This window comes from Thiocystis violacea (assembly GCF_016583575.1).
In the GTDB taxonomy this organism is placed as follows: domain Bacteria; phylum Pseudomonadota; class Gammaproteobacteria; order Chromatiales; family Chromatiaceae; genus Thiocystis; species Thiocystis violacea.
In genome coordinates this window covers 1-525 of record NZ_NRRG01000179.1, presented here as the reverse complement: position 1 = coordinate 525, position 525 = coordinate 1, and the positions used below count along the sequence as shown (strand labels likewise).

General features: G+C 67.8%; 1 protein-coding gene. It reads left to right on the top strand.

Going from position 1 to position 525, the window contains the following annotated elements; all coding sequences use genetic code 11:
* Positions 1-525, top strand: a 525-nt coding sequence (locus tag CKO27_RS24070) for an FtsX-like permease family protein (protein ID WP_338116186.1), incomplete at both ends; no start/stop codon positions are given.

Genomic DNA, 525 nt, shown 5'->3' with positions numbered 1-525 from the left:
CCTGAAGCTCGGCGACACCGTCACCGTCAACGTGCTCGGCCGGAACCTGACGGCGAGGATCGCCAATTTCCGCTCGGTGGAGTGGGAATCGCTCGCCATCAACTTCGTCATGGTGTTTACGCCGAACACATTTTCGGGAGCGCCGCACACCCATCTCGCCACTCTGACCCTGCCGGAGGGGAGCCCGGAAGCGCTCTCCGGCACGGTCCTGCGCGAGGTGACCGACGCCTTTCCGGGGGTCACCTCGGTGCGCGTCAAGGATGCCATCGAAGCGGTCAATTCGGTCGTCAGGCAGCTGGCGCTCGCCGTGCGCATCGCCGCCTCGCTCGCCCTCCTCGTCTCCATGCTGGTGCTCGCCGGAGCGCTCGCCGCCGGTCATCGACAGCGCCGCCAGGACGCCGTCATCCTGAAGGCACTAGGGGCCACGAGGCGGCAGCTTCTCTCGGCTTTCGCGCTCGAATACGGGCTCCTCGGCCTCGCCACCGGTCTCTTCGCTCTCGCCGCCGGATCGGGCGCCGCATGGTT